This window comes from Vitreoscilla sp. C1, from assembly GCF_002951955.2.
Lineage (GTDB): Bacteria > Pseudomonadota > Gammaproteobacteria > Burkholderiales > Neisseriaceae > Vitreoscilla > Vitreoscilla stercoraria.
In genome coordinates this window covers 1,954,219-1,977,288 of the sequence record NZ_CP019644.2, presented here as the reverse complement: position 1 = coordinate 1,977,288, position 23,070 = coordinate 1,954,219, and the positions used below count along the sequence as shown (strand labels likewise).

Below are 23,070 nucleotides of genomic sequence, written 5' to 3'. Positions count from 1 at the left end.
ATGAACTCAGTGTCTAATATGCCTTCAGTGAAGGTAATGTTATTAGGGGTAGATGCTCGAAAATCTGCAATTTTCAGCATGGCATTCAAAATGCACTCAGCGACCAACTATCAATTGGCAGAAAGTAATACTCAGGCCGATGTTTTGGTAGTTGATGTTGATGGTATGGGAGGAGAAGAATTATGGGAAAAAGCTTGTGCTCAATACGCAGGTATTCCTAAAGTCTACTCATCTATTATGGAGCCTAAATTTGATGTTGCTTATTTGCCTAAACCCATCAAAATAGAAACTTTATTTCCTGTATTAAGAGCTGCTTTGTCGGGGTTGGTGACATTTAAGGCGACAGAAGGCGGTGAACAAGGTTCTGGTCGTGACCGATTGTCATTTAACAAGCCAAAGATTACAAAAATACGCTATCTGATGAGCCTGTGGCAACTATGGCACCGCGTGATGTGCGTTTCCCTGTTGAGCAGCTGCAATTATTTGATGCACATCAAGGTTTATTGGGAACGTTGCGTCAAGCGGCCAAACAGGCTGAAAATGTGGCTTTGATTGTAGAAAACAAACCTATTTTGATGTATTTTGCTGATATTGAACGAGTATTGTTGGCCGTGGCTCCAAGTCGTTTAGAGCAAATTTGTCAAGATGCTAATATTGTGATTCAGGTTAAAAAAATTGGTGATCATCCAGAATGGAAACAACATGCTAAGGCACAAATGGATTCGTGTTTGTGGCAGTTTGCTATCTGGACTTCACAGGGTCGATTGCCTAATGATTTGAATGTTAATCAGCCGATTTCATTACACAGTTGGCCAAATATTACTCGACTGGCATATATACCAGATGCGATGCGCTTATCTGCTTTTTTAACCAAATCGCCAGTTAGTTTACCTATGACGTATAAAATGATTCGGGTTGAATTAACAGATTTGCTAAATTTCATCTCTGCATGCCATGTCACAAACTTGATTCGAATGACATCTGCTACATCAGCTGGAGTTACAGCATCAGCTACAGTTGGATTAGGCTCGCAAGGTCAGCAACAAACTGTACATACTACTGCTAATCATTCTGCATCGCAGCAAGTGTCAGAAAATGAGAATCAGGTTACACAAGCGGCTCCTGTTGCGTCGCCAGCACGTCCTAAGCAGCAACCAAGCTCAATGTTGCAGCGTTTGTTGAAAAAATTAACAGGTAAATAAAATTTAAGGTAGGATTCGATGATTGAAAGTAAAATTATTTTTACAGGGCCTGTTGGAGTTGGTAAAACTACTGCCATTGCTGCAATCAGTGATGAACCGCCCATTCAAACAGATGCTCGTGCATCTGATATGACCTTATCACGTAAAGCCAATACGACTGTGGCGATGGACTATGGTGTGATTCGTCTGGATGAGTCAACAAAGGTGCATTTATATGGTACTCCGGGTCAAGAGCGTTTTGACTTTATGTGGGAAATTTTAAGCCAAGGTAGTATCGGTTTGATTTTGATGTTAGACAATACGCGTTCTAATCCGTTAAAAGACCTAACATTTTTTATGGAAGCCTTTGCAGATTTGATTGAGGTTGCTCCGATGGTGATTGGTGTGACAAAAATGGATTTGCAACCTAAACCAAATTTGGATGTCTATCGTAATTATTTACATGAGAACAAAATCAATGCGCCAGTATTTGAAATTGATGCTCGTGAGGAGAACGACGTTAAAAATTTGGTGATGGCTTTATTATTTTCGATTGACCCTGGTTTAGAGGCTTAATCGTATGCAAGCACAATTCTCATTACAGTCAGAGCTTTATCCTAAGCTAACACCAGCTGGTGCTTATTTTGCGGTTTCGGGTAATGCAGAAAATCCTAGTCGCACCTTCTTATGTAATGTTTTAGGAGAGCGTAAGCCCATCAATGCGACCGCTGAAAAAGTGCAAGCATGGGGGCAAACAGACAATTTAGAGTCTGCCGTCAATATCTTGTATCGTTTACAGAAGCTAGAGTTTATTACAGGCACTTTAGAGCCTGAATTGGTTTCTGCGAATAATATGGAAGCGACGTTGCCAGACTTATTGAAACAATTATCGGATACGGGTCGCGCACTATTGGCCAATGATACAGGTCTCTATATTGCTGAGTCAGGATTTCATCATGAGTCTGCTGAGGAAATCTCGGCACTGGCTGGTGAAGTAATACGTTTATCAGAGCAACATGCATTATTGATTCGTAACAATTTGAACATCAACCAAAGTGCATGGGGTATTTGTGATCCATCGGGACAAAGTCATTTGGCTTTTTACCCATTGTATTTTGGTGAATACAAATTTGTATTGGTGATTGCAGGCACTCCCCAGTTACAATCAGATGCATTTGTAAAAATGGTCGAGATCTTATATCAACGTTACGGTTTTTAATTTTTATTTTAGAAGTTGGAGAATTTAAATGCGTGAACAAATGCTCAAGTCTATTCTGAGTGATTTAAATGGCTCATCAGCAGATATCGAAGCATCTGCTATTATCTCTGCCGATGGTTTGACCATGGCAGCTTTGTTACCTCAAGATGTAGACGAAGATCGTGTTGGTGCAATGGCAGCTGCGATGTTGGCCTTGGGTGAACGTACTGCACGTGAATTGAATCGTGGTGATCTTGACCAAGTGATGGTTAAAGGTAGCAATGGTTATATTTTGATGAGTTATGCAGGTCACGATGCTGTATTGACGGTGATTGCCAAAGAAGGTGCTAAGTTAGGTTTGATTTTCTTAGATGCCAAGCGTGCTGCTAAAAACATCGTTGATATCTTGTAAGATTATTTTTAAGAAGGTTAGGCAAAATATTTGCCTAACTCTGTAATCACGCTACTTCTAAAGTAATTGTTACATGAATGCTCGGTCTTTTTGAGACCGGGCTTTTTCATCTGATTGAATATTTTGTCATACATAGGTAATAGCGCAGTCTTAATATTTTTTTATCATATGATGGTGTAATTAGGTTAAATTTTGATGACTGTGGTTGTTTTCATAGGTATATGATTGGTTTGATTGAGTGGCGTGTCAACTGTGGTTTCAAATACCAATAAAAAGAGCGTCCTGTAAATATTACAGGACGCTCTTTTTATTGATGTTATGATATATTCTTATTTCATCTGGCGAAACAAAGTCAGCATTTTTTAGATGAGGCCTGATTCAATTGAAGCCATTGTATAGTAAAGATTGATTGAGGGTGTATGCCATGTCATGGATATTCAATGCACATGATATTTTGAATGCTTATTTCAATGATGGCATATCTTATATGAGATATAAAAATTGAAATTTTATTTTGATTGAGTGTTGGCGTGTCATGTTTATCAGCAGATTTATTTTTATCAAAAATGTTGTAATCTAACCAGACTATATTCACATGATATTTTTAAAAAAATATATTAGAAATTTATTTTGGATTTTGTAAAGCTATGCAATAAGTTTCATGCTGTTATTATAGTAAACGACAAAATGATTCAATGGCAGTAAAATGCAGCCATTCATTGATTGACCTTTAATTTGGAGCTGTTCCAATGCAGACTGTTCATTATCTTAAAGACTATAAGCGTCCTGAATTTACCGTGACGCAATTAGACTTGCACTTTGATATTCAAGAAACCCATACTCAAGTGAAGGCACGCATGCTCGTATTGCCTAAACAAGAGCAGTCTTCGATTTTAGTATTGGATGGTTCGGCACAGTTGGTGAGTGTGGTTTTAGATGGTGAGGTTTTAGGCAGCGATGTATACCAAGTACAAGATGAATGCTTGCGTATTCCCAATGTGCCTGTTGAAAGCTTTGTGCTGGAAATCACGACCAAGGTTTATCCTGAGCAAAACAAAAGCTTGATGGGTTTGTATGCATCCAATGGCAATTTGTATACCCAATGTGAGCCAGAAGGCTTTCGTAAAATCACTTATTATTTAGACCGTCCTGATGTGATGACCAAATTCAGTACGACGATTGTGGCGGATAAAAAACGTTATCCCGTTTTGCTATCGAATGGCAATCAAGTGGCAGCAGGTGACATTGATAAAAAACGTCATTATGTGAAATGGATTGATCCATTTCGCAAGCCAAGTTATTTGTTTGCTTTGGTGGCGGGCGATTTTGCATGTAGCAAAGACGAATTCATGACTCAATCAGGTCGTAAGGTCGCCATTCATTTTTACACTTCCGAGCAAGACAAACACAAAGTGCCTTATGCCATTGATGCCTTAAAACGCTCAATGCGTTGGGATGAAGAACGCTTTGGGCTGGAATATGATTTAGACATCTTTATGGTGGTGGCCGTTGGCGACTTTAATATGGGTGCGATGGAAAACAAAGGTTTGAATATTTTCAATACCAAATATGTGTTTGCCGATGCCCAAACCGCCACAGACAAAGATTTCGAACACATTGAAGCGGTCATTGGTCATGAATATTTCCATAATTGGACGGGCAACCGTGTCACTTGTCGTGATTGGTTCCAATTGTCATTGAAAGAAGGTTTGACGGTTTTCCGTGACCAAGAATTTTCAGGTGACATGGCCAATCGTGATGTGCGTCGTATTGAAAATGTGATGGTTTTGCGTGGCCACCAATTCCCTGAAGATGCAGGTCCTACCGCACATCCGATTCGTCCTGCATCGTATACTGAAATGAACAATTTCTATACTTTGACCATATACGAAAAAGGTTCTGAAGTGGTGCGTATGTTGCACACTTTGTTGGGTGAAGAAGGTTTTCAAAAAGGCATGAAGTTGTATTTCCAACGTCATGATGGACAAGCCGTTACATGTGATGATTTTCGTTTGGCGATGGCCGATGCCAATGCGTATGATTTGAGCCAATTTGCTTTGTGGTACAGCCAAGCGGGTACACCGCAAGTGAAGCTGCGCAGTGAATACGATGCTCAAAACCAAGTTTTGCGCATCCATGCACAACAGACATTGCCAGCAACGCCTGATACCACTTTGCCAAAACAAGCCATGATGATTCCGATGACAGTAGGCATGTTGACGCAAGATGGACAAGCACAAACTTTTGTCATCGATGGCAAGCAAGCAGATGAAACGGTATTGGTATTGACTGCATTTGAGCAAACTTGGGAATTTCAGCAAGTGGCATCTGTACCTATTTTGTCATTATTGCGTGGATTCAGTGCGCCTATTTATTTGGAATATGCGTATTCTGAAGCAGATTTGATGACTTTGATGCTGAATGATGTCGATGCATTTGCACGTTGGGAAGCAGGTCAAACTTTGTTCCGCCGCGTGATGAAACAAGCCGTGTGTGCTTTGCGTGCTGAGCAAGAGATGCCTAATATCGATGGCTTGATTCAGGCTTTATCGCAATTGATGCAGCAAGAAATAGACCCTGCCTTGTTGGCTTTGATGTTGACCATTCCAAGTGAGCAAGAGATTTGGGATCAAGATTTCGAACATTTGAATCCTGTATTGTTGTGGCAAGCGCGTGAATGGTTGGTGTTGAGCATTGCCAAAACCTGTTTGAAAGAAATCAGTGATTTGCGTTTGAAAGCGCGTGAAGCCGAGCAAAAAAGTGGTATTGCCAATATTCGTGATTACCATCCTGAATTGGCCAAATTGCGTAGCCTGATCAGTACCACACGTTCGTATGCTGCGCGTGCACAGCCTGAAGTTTTGGTGTATTTGAATCAACAATACGAAAACCTCACATTCAATATGACGCACGAGTGGGGTATTTTACAAGCCATCAATCATGAAACAAGCCCATTGCGTGACCAAATGTTACAGCAATTTGCTCAAAAATTTGACCATGATGCTTTGGTGATGGATAAATATTTTACTTTGGTGGCCAGCAGCAGTCGAGAAGATGCTTTTGAACGTGTACAGGACGCTTTGAAGCATCCGCGTTTTAGTATGGAAAACCCGAATAAAGTGCGTTCTTTGATTGGCACGTTCACACGCAATACTCGTCATTTTCACCATGAATCGGGTATAGGTTATGCGTTTGTAACCGATAAAATCATTGAATTGGATGCTTATAATCCACAAGTGGCGGCACGTTTGGTACAAGCATTCAATGTCTTGAATCGTGTGGATGTGCAGCGTCAAAATTTGATGTTGGCACAGTTGCAACGTATTCAAGCGCAAGCGAGCTTGTCTAAAGACACAGGTGAAATTGTGGGTAAAATTTTGTCACAATTTCAAGTTGCATAATGTAAATAAGGAATGACCATGAAGCTTTATACCTTACCTCATGCAGGTTCGATTGTGGCTCAAGTTGCATTGACTTGGGCTAAGGCTGAGCATGAAGTGGTGAAATTGGATTTTGCAGGGACGAAAACGCCTGAGTATTTGAGTTTGAACCCACAAGGTGTCGTACCATTATTGGATGACAATGGTTTTTTAATCACACAAAACATGGCAATTTTGAATTATTTGAATCAGATTTATCCTGAAGCCAAATTGTTTGGTGGTGGTGATATCAAAGCGCAAACGCAAGTACAGCAATGGTTTGCGTTCACCAATTCAGACATTCATTCCAAAATAAGTGTGTTGTTTAAGGCCGCTCAATGGGTTGAAACCGATGCAGCGCAAGCGTCCTTAAAAGCCAATGTCAAAGCACAATTGCATCAATTGTATGCTTTATGGGATCAGCATTTACAGGCACAAGCACAGAAAGCTTTGACGATTGCCGATGTGTATGTGGCGGTCACCATGAATTGGGCCAAAATGCATGCACTGGATTTGAGCGATTTGGTGGCTTTGAATGCTTTGTATGAGCGTGTGATGTCAGACCCAGCTGTACAAACGGTATTGGCCGCGCAATGATTTTTTAATGTGATGATGGAACAAGCGTCCTGTAATGAGTTTACAGGACGCTTTTTGATGGATGTTATGTCCAGTAATAACGCAAAATATGAAAGAAAATTGGAGCTGCAAAGCAAATGGAATCTACTCTGTCCATCATGCCGCCATGACCTTTGATCATTTGTCCCCAGTCTTTCACGCCAAAATCACGCTTCACTGCCGACATCACCAAACCGCCAGCAAAACCCATTAAGCAAATTAAAAAGCCGATCATCGCCGCTTGCCAAGGTGAAAAAGGCGTAATCCACCACAAAGCGGCTGCCAAAGCCGTGGCAGACAATACGCCACCGACAAAACCTTCGACGGTTTTAGAAGGGGATAAGGTTGGGGCGATTTTGTGTTTACCCAATAATTTGCCCCACACATATTGCAACACATCACTGGCTTGAACCACTGCCAATAAGAAAATGACCAATAGAATATTTTGGTCGAAATTTTTCAACTCCAAATTCAAAATGAAAGGGACGTGGGAAATACAAAATACGCTGACCATCAAAGCCCATTGAATTTTGGCAGTGCGGTCTAAAAAACGGGTAGCATCGCCTGATAAGCCTGCCAAAATCGGCAACAATAAAAAAGCATACACAGGGATGAAAATGGCAAACATGCCATACCAATTGGTTAAAACAAAATAGTATTGCACGGGCAAGATGATGTAAAAGCAAGCCACCAACACCGCATAATCACCTCGTCGACTGTATATCAGGCTTAAACATTCTCGTAAGGCTGCAAATGAAATGAGAAAAAATAAAATGGTAGAGCCAATATGTCCAGTGAGAAATGCCACAACGATGACCAATGTCATGACCCACCACGCATTGATGCGAGCATTCAAATTGCTGATGGTGGCGTTTTGATAACCATATCGGCGCGCTAAAACATAGCCTATACTGCTGGCAATAACGAGTATCAATAAAATGGCACCAAACAGCCACCACAATGAAAATGGTAAAGTCATTTTGGCTCCTTCGGTGACAAATCTAATAAAGCTTGGCGTGTACGTTCTAAAAAGGCTTGTTTGCTTTCATCGGGCAATTTGGTTAACGCAGAGCCGATGCGCACATCACACAATAATGGAATCGGCAAAATCTTACCTTTGGGTAAAACTCGGTTGATGTTGTTAATCCAAACGGGGACAAATTCGATATGCTCATTGGTTTGAGCCAAATGATACAGGCCGCTTTTAAATGGCAATAAGATTTGGTCGTCGGTGGTATTGCGTGTGCCTTCAGGAAATAAAATCAACGATCGCCCTTGTTCTAAAGCCGCACTCATGTCTGCAATGGCTTGTTTGGGCGCGTGTTGACGGTCGATGAGCAAGACTTGAAAGACTTGTTCGGCAATAAATGTTTTCAGTTTGCTGCTAAGCCAATAATCAGAGCCTGCAACAGGTTGGGTGAGCATGCGCCATTTTTTGGGTAATGAAATCCATACCAATATAAAATCGCCATGACTGGAGTGATTGGCATAATAGATTTTATTCTTAGGACCAAATGTCAAATCACTGGCGGATTTGGAGGTGACACCTGTTAAAAAAGAGGTGAAAAAACACAATAGGGTGTCTAAGAATCGAGCAAGTAGACGAGCGTTCGGTGTGGACATGGCAACCTTTTTGTCATTGAATGGCAGTGAAAAAGAGGATGAAACGGATACATCATACACAATCTACATATCAGAGTGCCGTTGTCAGTGTGCATAAACCCTATAAATGCTCTGATTGGCTTATTTTTTACGTGCTAGCGATACCGTAAAAATACCGTCTTCATCAATCAATTGGCGTATTTTTTCAAAGCCTGCCGCAGCAACCAATTGATCCATTTCGGCTTGGCTGCGACGGCGCATCACCCAAGCTTCACCTTGTTTGTGGCTGGTCAAGCAGCGAGCAATCATTTCCAATTGTGGATGCCAAGGTTGGTTGGTGTAAATCAGATAGTGGCCGCTGGCAATGGCATCGCCGAAGCCTTGTAAAGATTGCATGACCAAATCATTGTCAGGAAACAATTCATACAAACCCGATACAATCCCCAAGCTCGGTGGCGTGGGCAGATTTTGATAAGCATGTCTGTCATAAGCATTGGCAGTTTCAAATTGAGCCATGTGTTGTAATTGACGGGAGGCGATTAAGGTTTGACCCGCTTGCACATTCACATCGCTGTAATCACGCAAACGTATCGAGTCAGGCAAAATATCGCCATTTAATGCATCCAATACATAACGACCATGACCTGCAGCCACATCTAAGACATGTATGGCTTGATTTTCTTGGTGCAAACGTTGGCAAGCGTCCTGAATCAAGATTTGCAAATGTATTTTGCGTTGACGTATGCCACGCCAACCAATGGCATTCAAATAATTTTGATCAATCAATACACCCATTTTATTGCGGCCTGTAGGCGTGTTGCGATAGACATAATCTAAGGTTGAACCTGAATCAAAACCTGTTTGTTGTCCCAGTTTTAACCCTTCAGACCAACGTGCGCCCAAGGCAATGCCTGCGCGCTGACTTTGCCAATACCATCGACGTGGCGAAAAAAGAGACAAAGGTGTGGCTAAGGTGTCAGATTCTTGGCGGCTGGCACTGTGTAAATGGGCTGAACGCAGATTGACCGTTTGAGGCGGTTGTTGGTACAGGCGTTGAATGAAACCTCGCATGGCATCTATCGCCAAATGGCGGTCCTTTTCGCCTAAAGTATCGTGGTAAAAACCCTCAAAGACATGGCGTTCTTTGATATAGGAACCCAGTTGATTGTAAAAGCGGTGTTGTGGTTCATGATGTACCACCCAATCACTACCTGAAATCAATAATTGTATGGGCGTAGTAATGGCGGCAGCATCATTGACAGCACGGTTAGCAGCTTCATACAAACCCAATAAAATACGCACAGAAATAGCACGGGTAATCAATGGGTCGGTGTCGTAGCTTTGGATGCGCTCTTCGTCATGGCTCAGATAATGGGCTTTGACGTAGCTTTGAACAAAAAAATTGCCTCGAACAGTTTGCATCAGCTTCAAACCATGTTTGGCCAATGGCACATACAATTTGACTTTGAAAGCAGGAGATGCCAAAACCGCGCCACGAATATGAGGAGCATAATCGTGTAACCAAGTGGCAACCACAACCGCACCCACACTTTGGGCAATCACGACCATATTTTCTATAGCAATATGGTGTTGCTGGTGTATATGTTGAATAAAGGCTTCTACATCTGCGACCAGAGAACCAAAGCTGGGTGCATCTCCTCTGTCTCCCGGGCTGTGACCATGGCCACGCGCATCCCAAGCAAAAATATCACAATCATCCAAAGCCAATTCGCTTGCCACATGCATCATGCGTCCTGAATGTTCGTGGCCACGGTGAAACAAAATCAAAGCTTTAGACTCGTTATGCGAGGCTGTGGCAGCAATATGTCGGTAAAACAATGAAACACCATCATGGCTGCTAAAAAAAGATTCAGAGGCTTGAGTCATGTCGATTCCTGTGTTTGAGGCAAACCATTGTGAATGCGGCGATAAATGGTATAAGCCAAAGCAAGATTAATCAGAATGAAGGCAATGTTTTGATAAGCCAAAGTATGAGGGAAAGAGAAACCCACAATGGCCAATAGACCAATGGTGAAAGCGCGATCACTTTTTCCCATAGGACCATCATAACGGCGACTGTTGCCATGAACTTGTCCTAAAACGCCTGCAAACTCAGTTAAAGCGGCCTGAAACACCAGCAAATACACCAGCCAAGCATGAGTATGCGGTAATAATATCAAAGGCAAATACAGGGCGCTGTCTGAAATCACATCGGTCAATTCATTTAAATAGCCACCTAAAGCAGATTGTTGTTGGTGTTCTCGTGCGAGCATTCCATCTACCGCATTCATCGCCATACGAATGAATAAAAACAAAGGCAGTAGCAACAATCCTAACCATGCTTGCTGGCTGATGCATACGGCAAGAATGAGACCCACTATTATAGAGGCAGCGCAAGCCAATAAAGTTATTTGGTTGGCAGTGATGTTTTTAGCAGCCAATGTTTGAACAATTGGGCGCAATAAGGCTTGGAATTTAGGTTTTAATAGATAAATACTCATGCAAGTTTCATCGTTGATTGGGAAGTAGATGGTTAATCATTATGATTAATATTGTATTTTGTCAATGAATTTGACTTTGTTTTGATGTTGGTGGCATTTTTTAATACTTACTAGGAATAAAAAAGGCAACCCGAAGGTTGCCCAAAACGACACACATAGATTTGAAGGAGCGACTTAGTGGAACTGTTCTTCTTCAGTAGAACCAGTCAAAGCGGTTACGCTAGACTTGCCGCCTTGAATCACAGTAGTCACATCGTCAAAGTAGCCAGTGCCCACTTCTTGTTGGTGAGACACAAATGTGTAGCCACGGTCACGGGCTGCAAATTCTGGTTCTTGTACTTTTTCAACATAAGCTGACATGCCGCGTTGTGCATAGTCTTGAGCCAAGTCGAACATGTTGTACCACATGCTGTGAATGCCTGCCAAAGTGATGAATTGGTATTTGTAACCCATTGCACCCAATTCGCGTTGGAATTTGGCGATGGTGGCATCGTCCAAGTTTTTCTTCCAGTTGAATGATGGAGAGCAGTTGTAAGCCAACAATTTACCCGGGAACTGAGCGTGAATCGCTTCAGCAAATTTGCGAGCTTCTTCCAAATCTGGCGTCGCAGTTTCACACCACAACAAATCAGCGTAAGGTGCATAAGCCAAACCACGTGCAATTGCTTGGTCGATGCCAGCATTCACTTTGTAAAAACCTTCAGCCGTGCGTTCGCCAGTCACAAATGGACGGTCATATTCATCACAATCGCTGGTCAACAAGTCAGCAGCATTGGCATCAGTACGCGCCAATAATACGGTTGGAACGCCCAAAACGTCCGCAGCCAAACGTGCAGAAACCAATTTTTGTACGGCTTCTTGAGTCGGTACCAATACTTTACCGCCCATGTGACCGCATTTTTTCACCGAAGCCAATTGGTCTTCAAAATGCACACCTGCAGCGCCTGCTTTGATCATGGATTTCATCAATTCAAACGCATTTAATACACCACCAAAACCTGCTTCAGCATCGGCAACAATCGGAGCGAAGTAATCTGTGTAGCCTTCGTCACCTTTTTCAACGCCTTTAGAATGCTGGATTTCATCGGCACGGGTGAAGGTGTTGTTGATGCGCTCAACCACTGAAGGAACAGAGTTTACAGGGTACAAAGATTGGTCTGGGTACATGCTCATGTAGCTGTTGTTGTCAGCTGCCACTTGCCAACCTGACAAGTAAATGGCTTTGATGCCAGCTTTCACTTGTTGCATGGCTTGACCGCCAGTCAAAGCACCCAAGCAATTGATGAAATCTTCGTTGTTCACCAAATTCCATAATTTTTCAGAGCCGTTGCGTGCCAAAGTGTGTTCTACTTGAACAGAGCCACGTAAACGTTCTACGTCTGCTGCGGTATAGTCGCGTTTGATGCCGTTCCAGCGAGGATTTTCTGCCCAGTCTTTTTCAATGGCTGCAATGCGTTCTGCACGTGTTGTCATCTTACTATTCCTTTGTTCTGATCGGTTTTTGGAAACGCACTTGTTTGGTGGTGCGATGCAGCAAATTTACCTGTGTTTTATGAAAAAGCAAAGCAATTTTTGAAAAAAGTTTTTAAATTTCATAATGTTGCGAATATGAACATTGTTTTCGAAAAATGACTATATATGTTATATATTGGTGATAATTGTTATGTTCTATCAACATAATTTAAAGTTTGTGCGATTGTGAGCGATTGTTTTCAGGTGTATTGGTTCGTATTTTTTCACTCTCACAAGGTGGCAATAAGCATAAAAAACTAGGCCTAGTGTAAAAAAGTCGAAAAAAAAGTTTTTTGCGTTGCAAAATTGTGACAAAAATTTGGATGTCTTTTTTTGAACATGGTTTGATGCAAAAAAAGGGGATTATGGTTCGGTTGGAGTGAGTGGACATTAAACTGGCATAAAAAAGACGCTTATACAAAGCGTCTCAAGCAGGGTTGCTAAAAAATGATGTCCCATTTTTATATCCTTGATAAATGATGATGGTGAGAGTGTTGATAGAGCATGTTTTGTGATGGCATTCAATGCAGATCAATGGCCATTTTTATGCCTCTTTTAAAAAAGCATTATTTTTGCAATTCTAAAAAAGCATACCAGCCGTCTTTGGATTGATTGGGTGACATGGTGTGTAAAAATTCTACATAAGTAGAGGGTAAATCCAAGTCGGCTAGAAAATATGTTTGCAAAGATGAAAACAAAATAGCAATTTGCTCATGCTCTAATAAAATGGTGTCTATACACAATAAAGCGTTGGCATCGTGAGTGATGACCAAAGCAAAAGTTTGCTGTTGCTCATTTTGAATCATTTGACCGAATACATAAGCGTGTTGGTTGTGATAAATCGGATGATTCAACACTTGAAAATGCCAATGTTCAGTAGGTGATACAGATGGCTTTTGGTAATGTGTCTTGAGCATTTGCATGATGTTGGTCAGTGTGGTTTCGAGGTGAGCAAACGGGGTTTGCCAATCAAAATAAGACAATATATTGTGCCAGACCGGTTTCAGGTCGCTTGAATGGGTGCTCGATAAGGCAAATATGCTGGATGGTGTTGCCAATTGTTCTGTTAATGAGTGGGTTTTACTGAAGGTAAAAGGATTGTCAAAGTAATGGCATTTTAAAATTTCAGTTGTGACCGAGCTGAAATATGCTTTGGCCCATTCAGATTGAGAATGTAGTTGTAATAAATTGCAGTATTCGGCTTTGGCTTGCTGCCAAACTTCATCGGATAAAGCATTGGCACCGATTTCTTGGCGCAGCTTGGTGGCTATTTGAATAACTTTGTCTTTGTATGCTTGGACTCGAATGGTTTGATTTTGCTTGATGCCTTCCCAATTTGCTGCTTCAAACATGGGTTTAATATATTCGTCGGTGTTGATAAATAAGGCGGCATGTTGGTTAAAGTGTTCCAAAACCATGGTGGCAATGGCTTTGGCTTGAGTGTTGGTCAATCTAGATTTCACAACTTTCTCCCTTGGTATTCAGTCTGATGGTTTTGTTATTTTATTGATTGAAATGGAAGATTAATCTACTTATCTTATTTTTTGCAATGCAACGTAAGCAAAATGGCAGTTCTCAGATAGAAGTCAGTATTTGGCTTGAATTACACAGATATGCCCAAATTTAGGCAATTATCGTTCAATAGCGAACATGGATTGTGTATCCATACCCAATTATTTGAGAAAGGAAGTCAAATGACGGATAACGAAAACAAAGCAAATGTTGAAGAAAATGGCCATATGGATGTCAATGCAACAGATGCACAACCAGAAGCTGAGGCGGTAGAGAAAACTGTGGCGGATTGGGAAGCGGAAGTGGCTGAGTTGCAAGGTCAGTTACAAGACGAGCGTTTGCGTTCTGCTGCTGCTGTGCAAAATTTGACTCGCCGCCATCAAGATGAAATTCAAGCCGCACATAAATTTGCCAGCCAAAAATTTGCCACTGAATTGTTAACGGTCAAAGATTATTTGGAAATGGCTTTGCTCGATCAAAGCCAAAATTTTGATGCCTTGAAAATGGGTGTGAGTATGACTTTGGCTGAATTGGTGAAAGCTTTTGAAAAAGCTCAAATCGAAGAAATCAATCCTGCCGTAGGTGAAAAATTGGATTCGCATAAACACCAAGCGATGCAAGCGGTAGAAAGCGAACAAGAAACCAATACTGTCGTGTCTGTGATGAAAAAAGGTTATAGCTTATCAGGTCGCTTGTTGCGTCCTGCGATGGTTGTCGTGGCTAAAGCTGCTGAATAGTTTTTCAGCATATTTAAAGCGTCCTGTAATGGTTTACAGGACGCTTTTTTATGGTGCAATCGCCGCAAATAAAGCATTTTGAATGTTTATGCTATCTGATTAATGTATAATTAATTACTTGTGAAACTTTATTAAGAGACAGTAATGAATCGCGTTCAAACAATGATTCTTGCGGCGGTAATGGCTGGTACTGCAACTTTGGCGATGGCTGAAGCGCAGTGGCAAAAAATTAGTTTTAATAACAAAAGTGTAACATTGTATATGGACGCTAACAGTATTCAGCCAAAAGTGGATGAATACAAAAATCGTTATTTGCAAACGACAATTAACCGTACCTATGTTGAACCAAAAAAATTGAAGAGCGGTAAATACTATAACCAGCTCAATGAAACTATTGCAGTGGATTGTTTGCATGGCGCGTATGCTGCCACCAATCCTAGATGGTTTATCAATAGAGAATTGGTGCATAAAGAAAACACTAAAAATGAAGATTGGAATAAATACGACAGCGATGACAGCGGCTCATATGCCACTACCGCGCGTGCGATTTGCAAGCATTACAAATCATTTTTAGGAGGTTAAGTGATGTTGAAACAAAGTTTGATGGTGGCGTTATTATTGGTAGCGGCGCAAGCCCAAGCGGCTACTTGGGATCGAATGATGAAACAAGGCAATGTAACGTTTTATCAAGAAAGTGGCTCTGGCAGCATTGCGCGTGAAGTGAACAATACCATTCGCGCCCATTATCGTTTGGATTATGACAAGCCTGTCAAAACCACATCGGGTAAGTATTACACTCGTGAAACGGTTTGGTTCAGTGCCGATTGCAATGCCAAAGAATTTATAGCGAATTCTTCGGTGTTTTACATCAATGGCAACCAACAAATTGGTAGCAATAATGGTCGCAACAGAGAATGGACCAAATACAGTGCCAGCAATTCTGGGGTATACCACAAGTTGTGGCGTGAAATGTGTTTGCAATCATAATTCAAACAAAATAGGTTGAAGTGCGATGATGAAAAAAATGATATTGAGCGTGGTTTTACTGGGTATGGGCGCGATGGCATCGGCTGAGATTATCAACAACGCTGGTATGAAGCGTTTGGAGCAAGATGCCGTGACTTTGTTGTCACAAGCGAACATCACACCAGAACGCAGCATGGCGTTTTTGAAAAACAACCGTTTTGATTTGGATGATGTCAATTGGAAACAACCTGCACAAGTGATTCATGGTCCTTACCATATGATTGATGGCGATGAAGAGGCGGACAATACACCTTATTTGTTTGCTTATAATCAAGGTGAAAACATTGTCGGTGTGGGTGGTTTCTTGCAACCTGCGTTGCTGAAAAAATTGCAAGCTTTGCCACAAGTGACTTGCCAAAACACGCAGTCATATCCTGAATTATGGGCGTGTGCTCATTCATCGGCACCAGTTGAGAATACCAAACAATTTTTGCGTGATTTGCAATGGTTAATGGAAAATTCGAATTAATCTTGATATGGGTATGATTGGCAGTTCCCATCAAGCGTCCTGTAACTTTACAGGGCGCTTTTTATATGACTTTAGAGCATGGTTTGGAAAAATATTGCTTAAGGCTCTTGAAATTCAGATTTTGTTTCCCATTTAGTCTTTCAAGAAGGAAATAGGCAGTGTGGGTGTTACAAACAAAATGGTTTTGAACACTTGAAATATGACACAGATGCCCCATTTTCCTAGCATAGATTAATTCATATTTATTTTGATTTTGTGATGGTTTGACCATCGTATTGGAGATAACGAAACATGGCTAAAGTAATTGGTATTGACTTAGGTACAACCAACTCTTGTTTGGCGATTTCAGAAAATGGCCAAACCAAAGTAATCGAAAACGCAGAAGGCGCACGCACCACACCTTCAGTGGTGGCATACGTTGATGGCGGCGAAATTTTGGTGGGTGCGCCTGCCAAACGCCAAGCCGTGACCAATCCTAAAAACACTATTTATGCAGTAAAACGTTTGATTGGTCGCCGTTTTGAAGATGCTGAAGTACAAAAAGACATCGACAAATTGCCATTTGAAATCGTAAAAGCATCTAATGGCGATGCTTGGGTGAAAGTACAAGACAAAGAATTGTCGCCACCACAAGTATCAGCTGAAATCTTGCGCAAAATGAAGCAAGCGGCTGAAGCCCATTTGGGCGAAACCGTTTCTGAAGCAGTGATTACTGTTCCTGCTTACTTCAATGACAGCCAACGCCAAGCCACTAAAGACGCTGGCCGTATCGCTGGTTTGGAAGTGAAACGCATCATCAATGAACCAACTGCTGCGGCTTTGGCGTTCGGTATGGACAAAGCAGCTTCAGGCGACCGTAAAATTGCGGTTTACGACTTGGGCGGTGGTACTTTTGACATTTCAATCATTGAAATTGCCGATGTTGATGGCGACAAACAATTTGAAGTGTTGGCAACCAACGGTGACACATTCTTGGGCGGTGAAGACTTTGACCAACGCTTGATTAACTACATCATTGACGAGTTCAAAAAAGAACAAGGCATTGATTTGACCAAAGACGTCATGGCTTTGCAACGCTTGAAAGAAGCAGCTGAAAAAGCCAAAATCGAATTGTCTAGTGGCCAACAAACCGACATCAACTTGCCATACATCACCATGGATGCCACAGGTCCTAAACACTTGGCATTGAAAGTGACGCGTGCGAAATTTGAAAGCTTGGTAGAAGATTTAATCGTGCGTTCGATTGAGCCTTGCCGTACTGCGATTAAAGACGCTGGCTTGAGCGTGAACGACATCGACGATGTGATTTTGGTAGGCGGTCAAACCCGTATGCCTAAAGTACAGGACGCTGTCAAAGACTTCTTCGGTAAAGAACCTCGCAAAGACGTGAACCCTGATGAAGCGGTGGCTGTGGGCGCGGCGATTCAAGGTGAAGTGTTGAGCGGTGGTCGTAATGACGTGTTGTTGTTGGATGTAACCCCATTGTCTTTGGGTATTGAGACCATGGGCGGTGTGATGACCAAATTGATCACCAAAAACACCACCATTCCAACCAAAGCGAACCAAACGTTCTCAACTGCTGAAGACAACCAAAATGCTGTGACCATCCATGTGTTGCAAGGTGAGCGTGACCGTGCATCTGCTAACAAATCTTTGGGCCAGTTCAACTTGGGCGACATTGCTCCTGCTCCTCGTGGCATGCCACAAATTGAAGTGACGTTTGATATTGATGCCAATGGTATCTTACACGTGTCTGCTTTGGACAAAGGTACAGGCAAAAAAGCCAACATCACCATTCAAGCTTCTAGCGGTTTGAGCGAAGAAGAAATCGAGCGCATGGTGAAAGATGCTGAAGCGAATGCCGAAGAAGACAAAAAATTGACCGAATTGGTGGCTTCACGCAATCAAGCGGAAGGTTTGGTTCATTCAGTGAAAAAATCTTTGACTGAGTACGGTGACAAATTGGACGCTGCTGAAAAAGAAAAAATTGAAGTAGCCATCAAAGAAACCGAAGAAGTTTTGCAAGGTGAAGACAAAGAAGCGATTGATGCCAAAGCAGAAGCTTTGGGTACTGTGAGCCAAAAATTGGGCGAAATGATGTACGCTCAAGCACAGGCTGAAGCAGGTCAAGCGCCTGATGCTGAACCTAAAAAAGCAGCTGCCGATGATGTGGTTGATGCTGATTTTGAAGAAGTGAAAGACAAAAAAGAAGACAAATAATCTTCGTTTTGAGTCGAGTGAAAGACACCTTGTAAAAGGTGTCTTTTTTTGCGTCTGGAAAACAGACATCTGCTGATGAAAATCAAAAATTGTAGACAATATTAAAAATAAATATTGTTTAAATTGGATTTAATGTGTAAATTAGCGTCATTAAAATAAAAATTGTCAACAATATGACGAAAAGCACAGAAATGAACGCCACACGCGCAGAACAAGTATTTTTACAGTTACAGGCCGCTATCATTCGTGGCGAACTTGAGCCGGGAAGTAAGGTATCGGAGCAAGAATTGGCAGATACCTATGGCATCAGTCGAGGTCCATTGCGGGAAGCATTGAACCGTTTGGAAGGACAAAAATTATTGGTGCGCATGCCGCATGTGGGCGCGCGAGTGGTGTCTTTGAGTTTGCGTGAATTGGAAGAGTTGTATGATGTGCGCGCTCAATTAGAAGGCATGGCTTGTCGTTTGGCGGCAGAAAATATGACGCAAGCAGATATTGATGGCTTGTATGCGGTGTTGAAAGTACACGAACAAGATCCACAGTTTCAAGCGGGAAAATCCTATTATGAACAAGATGGCGATTATGATTTTCACCACCGCATCATTGTCGCCAGTGGTAACCAAACTTTGAAAACCATGTTGTGTGATGAGTTATACCAATTGGTACGCATGTATCGCATTCGATTTTCGAGCGCGCCTAAGCGTCCTGTACAAGCTTTGCAAGAGCATTATCGGATTGTGGACGCATTGGCGGCCAAGGATGGCGAATTGGCAGAATTGTTGATGCGCCGCCACATTCAAGCTTCAAAACAAAACATGGCCAGTCATTTTAAAAATGAAGCATCTATTGAGGAGCAAGTATGAGTCACATTACCCCAGGTCAACGTTTCCGCAATGCTGTGCAAGAAGAGCAACCTTTGCAAGTGGTCGGTACTTTGACCGCATATACCGCACGCATGGCTGAAGCTGTGGGTTACAAAGCTTTGTATGTTTCAGGTGGTGCGGTGTCTGCCAATTCTTTGGGCTTGCCGGACTTGGGCATTTCGACGATGGAGGATGTGTTGATTGATGCCAATCGCATTACCAATGCAACGGACTTGCCTGTGTTAGTAGACATTGATACCGGTTGGGGTGGGGCGTTTAACATTGCTCGCACGGTTAAATCGTTTATCAAAGCAGGTGTGGCGGCAGTTCATATGGAGGACCAAACAGGTACCAAACGTTGTGGTCATCGTCCGAACAAAGCGGTGGTGTCTAAAGAAGAAATGGTTGACCGCATTAAGGCCGCAGTCGATGCACGCACAGACGAGAGTTTTGTGATTATGGCGCGTTCGGATGCGTATGCTTCAGAAGGTTTGGAAAAAATGATAGAGCGTTGTCAGGCGTATGTCGAAGCGGGGGCGGACATGATTTTTCCTGAAGCGATTAATACTTTGGCGATGTATAAAAAAGTGCGTGAGGCGGTGGGTGTGCCGATTTTGGCGAACATCACTGAGTTTGGTCAAACGCCTTTGTTCACGCGGGATGAATTGGCGTCTGCTGATGTGGACATCATTTTGTATTGTTGCGGTGCGTACCGTGCGATGAATGCGGCGGCTTTGAAAGTTTATCAAGAAATTCGCGAGCAAGGCACACAACAAGGTGTGATTGATATCATGCAATCGCGTGCCGATTTATACCATTATTTGAATTACCATTCGTATGAAAACAAACTAGATGAGCTGTATGCTGCAGCCAAAGCCAAATAACAATTTTAAGCGTCCTGTAAAGGTTTACAGGCCGCCCGTAGCAAGTCATTAATACCAAAATCAACAACAAAACGACACATATTTAGACAGTCTCAGAAGTATCTTTTGAATCAAAAAACAAGTTACAAAGGAGAAATAGATGGCAGAAGCAAAAGTCTTATCAGGTGCAGGTTTGCGTGGACAAGTGGCAGGCAAAACCGCTTTGTGTACAGTGGGTAAAGAAGGTGCGGGCTTGACGTATCGTGGTTACGATGTGCGTGAATTGGCAGAGCATTGTTCGTTTGAAGAGGTGGCGTATTTGCTGCTCAAAGGCGAGTTGCCAACCCAATCACAATTGAATCATTACCAAGAACAATTGCGTTTGCAACGAGAATTGCCACGTGCTTTGCGTTTGGCTTTGGAGCAATTGCCAGCGAGTGCGCATCCGATGGACGTTTTGCGTACGGGTGTTTCCGTTTTGGGCACTTTGGAGCCTGAGCATTCTTTCACCCAACAACAAGACATTGCGGTGCGTTTGGTGGCGATTTTGCCAGCGATTTTATGTTATTGGTATCAATACAGCCATTTTGGCAAACGCATCAATACGCAAACCGATGAAAAAACATTAGCAGGTCATTTTCTGCGTTTGATGTTGGATAAAAAACCATCTGAATTGCATACCAAAGTGATGAATGTGTCGTTGATTTTGTATGCAGAACATGAATTTAATGCTTCTACCTTTACCGCTCGTGTTTGTGCATCGACTTTGTCTGATTTGTATTCTTGTGTGACTGCTGCAATCGGCTCTTTGCGTGGTCCTTTGCATGGTGGTGCGAACGAAGCGGCGATGGCGATGATCAGCAAATTCAAAGACCCTCAAGACGCGGTAGATGGCACTTTGAAAATGTTGGCCAATAAAGATTTGATCATGGGTTTTGGTCATGCCATTTACAAAGAATTCGATCCTCGCAATGAAGTCATCAAAGCTTGGTCACGACGTTTGTCTGAGGATACTGGTGATGAAACCTTGTTCCCGATTTCAGAAGCGATTGCGCAAGTGATGTGGGATGAGAAAAAACTGTTTCCAAATGCAGACTTTTTCCATGCCAGCGCATACAACTTCATGAATATTCCTACCCCATTGTTTACCCCGATTTTTGTTTGCTCACGAGTGACAGGTTGGATGGCGCATGTGTTTGAACAACGTGCTGACAATCGCATCATTCGTCCTAGTGCCGAATATACCGGCCCTGAACAACGTACTGTTACCCCAATTGCCCAACGTGAAGGAGTTGCAAGTGTCAAATAATGCTGATTTGTTGTCGCACAATGTCGATGTCAATAACCGTCCTGATTACGATAGCGTGATTCAAACCATCGTGGATTATGTTTTGGCAGAGCCGAATTTCTCTGAAGAAGCATTCAATACAGCACGCTTGTGCTTGATGGACACTTTGGGCTGTGGCTTGCTTGCTTTGCGCTTTCCTGAATGTACCAAACATTTGGGCCCAATTATTCCGGGTACGTTTGTGCCAAATGGTGCACGTGTGCCAGGTACGCCATATTGCTTGGATCCTGTTCAGGCCGCTTGGAATATTGGTTGCATCGTGCGCTGGTTGGATTACAACGATACTTGGTTGGCAGCGGAATGGGGTCATCCATCGGACAATTTGGGTGCGATTTTGGCAGTGGCAGACTACTTGTCACAACAACGCATTGCTCAAGGCGAAGCGCCATTGACGATGAAAGATGTGTTGATTGGCATGATTCAAGCCCACGAAATTCAAGGTGTGTTGGCTTTGGAAAACTCGTTCAATCGTGTGGGCTTGGACCATGTTTTGTTGGTGAAGGTCGCTTCTACTGCGGTGTCTGCCAAAATGTTGGGCGCCACTCGTGAGCAATTGTTGTCGGCGGTATCGCATGCCTTTGTCGATGGTCAGGCTTTGCGCACTTACCGTCATGCACCGAATGCTGGCTCACGCAAATCTTGGGCAGCAGGCGATGCTACCAGTCGTGGCGTGTTCTTAGCGTTGGTGGCTTTGCGTGGTGAAATGGGTATTCCGGGCGTATTGACTGCGCCACAATGGGGTTTTTATGACATTTTGTTCAGCCACACCAACAAAGATTTGGCTTTGAAATCTGAATCTGAGCGTCAATTTTCATTGCCACAAGCTTTCGATTCGTATGTGATGGAAAATATTTTGTTCAAGATTTCGTTCCCAGCGGAATTCCATTCGCAAACGGCTTGCGAAGCAGCGGTTCGTTTGCATCCACAAGTCAAAGACCGCATTGCCGACATTGAAAAAATTGTCATTACCACGCACGAATCTGCCATTCGCATCATTTCTAAAGTGGGTGATTTGGCCAATCCAGCTGACCGTGACCATTGCTTGCAATACATGACGGCTGTGCCATTGATTTTTGGTGATTTGGTGGCTGAGCATTACGAAGATGGTTTCCATGCGGCGAATCCATTGATTGATGAGTTGCGCGAGAAAATGGAAATTGTCGAAGACGAGCGTTACAGCCGCGAGTATTTGGAAAGTGACAAGCGTTCGATTGCCAATGCTTTGCAAGTGTTCTTTAAAGATGGTACTTCGACAGAACAAGTGGAAATTGAATATCCAGTTGGACATCGCCGCCGCCGTGAAGAAGGCATTCCATTGCTCGAGGCAAAATTCAAAGCCAATTTGGCAACGCGTTTTGTGCCGCAACGCTCAAATGCTATTTTTGATTTGTGTGCCGATGCTCAAACTTTGAATCAAACTGCAGTCCATCGTTTTGTAGAAGCTTTTGTCTTATAAAAGTTTTTACAGGACGCCACATCAAGCCTGATTAAATAAGGTTAAAAAAAGTCGCGCCAAGTCGACTCAAAGGAGAAAAAGGCCGTTGTGCATGAGGCAATGGCCTTTTCAAGTATTGATATGAAGTAAGCACAAA

The 23,070-nt window shown here is 42.6% G+C and carries 22 protein-coding genes; 16 read left to right on the top strand and 6 right to left on the bottom strand.

The features are described from left to right. The 7 genes from ADP71_RS09730 (at position 1) to ADP71_RS09700 (ending at position 6,807) form a co-directional block, all read left to right on the top strand. The gene (locus tag ADP71_RS09730) at positions 1 to 552 is read left to right on the top strand and encodes a hypothetical protein (protein ID WP_171461119.1); all 552 of its coding nucleotides are present in this window, start codon (positions 1 to 3) and stop codon (positions 550 to 552) included. Then, positions 438 to 1,202, top strand: a complete 765-nt coding sequence (locus tag ADP71_RS09725) for a hypothetical protein (protein ID WP_171461118.1) — start codon at positions 438 to 440, stop codon at positions 1,200 to 1,202. The genes ADP71_RS09730 and ADP71_RS09725 overlap by 115 nt, the downstream gene beginning before the upstream one ends. An 18-nt stretch (positions 1,203 to 1,220) precedes the next feature. Beyond that, positions 1,221 to 1,757, top strand: a complete 537-nt coding sequence (locus ADP71_RS09720) for a GTP-binding protein (protein ID WP_019957057.1) — start codon at positions 1,221 to 1,223, stop codon at positions 1,755 to 1,757. 4 nt (positions 1,758 to 1,761) lie between these two features. Then, the gene (locus ADP71_RS09715; protein ID WP_019957058.1) at positions 1,762 to 2,400 is read left to right on the top strand and encodes a hypothetical protein; all 639 of its coding nucleotides are present in this window, start codon (positions 1,762 to 1,764) and stop codon (positions 2,398 to 2,400) included. A gap of 28 nt (positions 2,401 to 2,428) precedes the next feature. Beyond that, positions 2,429 to 2,791, top strand: coding sequence for a roadblock/LC7 domain-containing protein (locus tag ADP71_RS09710; RefSeq protein WP_019957059.1), 363 nt, complete (start codon positions 2,429 to 2,431; stop codon positions 2,789 to 2,791). Between the two features lie 749 nt (positions 2,792 to 3,540). Next, on the top strand, positions 3,541 to 6,192 hold the full coding sequence (gene pepN / locus ADP71_RS09705) for an aminopeptidase N (RefSeq protein WP_171461117.1): 2,652 nt from the start codon (positions 3,541 to 3,543) through the stop codon (positions 6,190 to 6,192). Between the two features lie 18 nt (positions 6,193 to 6,210). Continuing rightward, positions 6,211 to 6,807 carry a glutathione S-transferase family protein gene (locus tag ADP71_RS09700; protein WP_019957061.1) on the top strand — a complete coding sequence of 199 codons (597 nt, stop codon included), beginning with the start codon at positions 6,211 to 6,213 and terminating at the stop codon, positions 6,805 to 6,807. Positions 6,808 to 6,871: 64 nt separating this feature from the next. Here the strand turns inward: ADP71_RS09700 and ADP71_RS09695 are convergent, their stop codons facing one another. From ADP71_RS09695 to ADP71_RS09670, 6 genes are all read right to left on the bottom strand, one after another. Further along, the gene (locus tag ADP71_RS09695) at positions 6,872 to 7,804 is read right to left on the bottom strand and encodes a phosphatidate cytidylyltransferase (RefSeq protein WP_019957062.1); all 933 of its coding nucleotides are present in this window, start codon (positions 7,802 to 7,804) and stop codon (positions 6,872 to 6,874) included. Then, complete coding sequence (locus tag ADP71_RS09690) at positions 7,801 to 8,448, bottom strand: lysophospholipid acyltransferase family protein (RefSeq protein WP_026353347.1); 648 nt, start codon at positions 8,446 to 8,448, stop codon at positions 7,801 to 7,803. Before ADP71_RS09690 ends, ADP71_RS09695 begins: the two co-directional genes overlap by 4 nt. A gap of 120 nt (positions 8,449 to 8,568) precedes the next feature. Beyond that, the gene (locus ADP71_RS09685) at positions 8,569 to 10,314 is read right to left on the bottom strand and encodes a bifunctional alpha/beta hydrolase/class I SAM-dependent methyltransferase (RefSeq protein ID WP_171461116.1); all 1,746 of its coding nucleotides are present in this window, start codon (positions 10,312 to 10,314) and stop codon (positions 8,569 to 8,571) included. Beyond that, a complete protein-coding gene (locus tag ADP71_RS09680; RefSeq protein ID WP_019957065.1) occupies positions 10,311 to 10,928 on the bottom strand; it encodes a CDP-alcohol phosphatidyltransferase family protein in 618 nt (205 codons plus the stop codon). Before ADP71_RS09680 ends, ADP71_RS09685 begins: the two co-directional genes overlap by 4 nt. A 174-nt stretch (positions 10,929 to 11,102) precedes the next feature. Beyond that, the gene (aceA, locus tag ADP71_RS09675; RefSeq protein ID WP_019957066.1) at positions 11,103 to 12,401 is read right to left on the bottom strand and encodes an isocitrate lyase; all 1,299 of its coding nucleotides are present in this window, start codon (positions 12,399 to 12,401) and stop codon (positions 11,103 to 11,105) included. Positions 12,402 to 13,006: 605 nt separating this feature from the next. Continuing rightward, on the bottom strand, positions 13,007 to 13,903 hold the full coding sequence (locus tag ADP71_RS09670) for an isocitrate dehydrogenase kinase/phosphatase AceK regulatory subunit (protein ID WP_026353348.1): 897 nt from the start codon (positions 13,901 to 13,903) through the stop codon (positions 13,007 to 13,009). 231 nt (positions 13,904 to 14,134) lie between these two features. Here ADP71_RS09670 and grpE point away from each other — a divergent pair, with 231 nt between their 5' ends. The 9 genes from grpE to prpD all read left to right on the top strand — a co-directional run bounded on the left by grpE (position 14,135) and on the right by prpD (position 22,934). Next, positions 14,135 to 14,689, top strand: a complete 555-nt coding sequence (gene grpE / locus ADP71_RS09665; protein WP_019957068.1) for a nucleotide exchange factor GrpE — start codon at positions 14,135 to 14,137, stop codon at positions 14,687 to 14,689. Between the two features lie 144 nt (positions 14,690 to 14,833). After that, positions 14,834 to 15,271: a hypothetical protein gene (locus ADP71_RS09660; RefSeq protein ID WP_019957069.1), complete on the top strand. Its 438-nt coding sequence runs from the start codon at positions 14,834 to 14,836 to the stop codon at positions 15,269 to 15,271. Positions 15,272 to 15,274: 3 nt separating this feature from the next. Beyond that, positions 15,275 to 15,676, top strand: a complete 402-nt coding sequence (locus tag ADP71_RS09655) for a surface-adhesin E family protein (protein WP_019957070.1) — start codon at positions 15,275 to 15,277, stop codon at positions 15,674 to 15,676. Between the two features lie 25 nt (positions 15,677 to 15,701). Further along, positions 15,702 to 16,184, top strand: a complete 483-nt coding sequence (locus ADP71_RS09650) for a hypothetical protein (protein ID WP_019957071.1) — start codon at positions 15,702 to 15,704, stop codon at positions 16,182 to 16,184. A gap of 291 nt (positions 16,185 to 16,475) precedes the next feature. Then, positions 16,476 to 18,404, top strand: coding sequence for a molecular chaperone DnaK (gene dnaK, locus ADP71_RS09645; RefSeq protein ID WP_171461115.1), 1,929 nt, complete (start codon positions 16,476 to 16,478; stop codon positions 18,402 to 18,404). 191 nt (positions 18,405 to 18,595) lie between these two features. Then, positions 18,596 to 19,267 carry a GntR family transcriptional regulator gene (locus tag ADP71_RS09640; protein WP_019957073.1) on the top strand — a complete coding sequence of 224 codons (672 nt, stop codon included), beginning with the start codon at positions 18,596 to 18,598 and terminating at the stop codon, positions 19,265 to 19,267. After that, positions 19,264 to 20,151 (top strand): methylisocitrate lyase, encoded by an 888-nt coding sequence (prpB, locus tag ADP71_RS09635; protein ID WP_104932075.1) that lies wholly within the window; start codon positions 19,264 to 19,266, stop codon positions 20,149 to 20,151. The genes ADP71_RS09640 and prpB overlap by 4 nt, the downstream gene beginning before the upstream one ends. Positions 20,152 to 20,290: 139 nt before the next feature. After that, positions 20,291 to 21,439 (top strand): bifunctional 2-methylcitrate synthase/citrate synthase, encoded by a 1,149-nt coding sequence (gene prpC / locus ADP71_RS09630; RefSeq protein WP_104932074.1) that lies wholly within the window; start codon positions 20,291 to 20,293, stop codon positions 21,437 to 21,439. After that, positions 21,429 to 22,934: a 2-methylcitrate dehydratase gene (gene prpD, locus ADP71_RS09625; protein WP_269467702.1), complete on the top strand. Its 1,506-nt coding sequence runs from the start codon at positions 21,429 to 21,431 to the stop codon at positions 22,932 to 22,934. Before prpC ends, prpD begins: the two co-directional genes overlap by 11 nt. Positions 22,935 to 23,070 lie beyond the last annotated feature (136 nt).